The following is a 328-nucleotide window of genomic DNA, read 5'->3' on the forward strand; positions in this document are numbered from 1 at the left end:
TCGTCCTCAACAACTAAAATTTTCTGCATTATTCCACCTCCAAGTCTGTAGTGTATCATAGTTTTTTGAATTTCCGATGAAGCGTGCTATTCTTTCTTGTCTCCGAAAGACTTCCTGCGTCCATCAACAGGCTTTTCAGCATCCTTTGGTATCAGCCACATATACCCAAGTTTAGAAGCACCCGGTATTCGGTTTTCTTTGCAAAGTATCTGTACTCGCCTTTCTGAAATGCCCCATTTTTCCGCTGCCTGCGGTGCAGACATATATTCCATAGCTTCATCTATCCCTTCTCTTATGGTTTCAGCATGATTATACTCGGATAGCCGAA

Annotated in this window: 1 protein-coding gene; it reads right to left on the minus strand. The window is 42.4% G+C overall.

Annotated elements, in window-relative coordinates; all coding sequences use genetic code 11:
• Window positions 1–86: 86 nt before the first annotated feature.
• The coding region (locus ACTNES_RS20970; RefSeq protein WP_441040587.1) for a helix-turn-helix domain-containing protein at window positions 87–328 on the minus strand (242 nt) is incomplete at its 5' end.

This window comes from Blautia sp. HCP3S3_D9, from assembly GCF_052063845.1.
Taxonomy (GTDB): Bacteria; Bacillota; Clostridia; order Lachnospirales; family Lachnospiraceae; genus Blautia_A.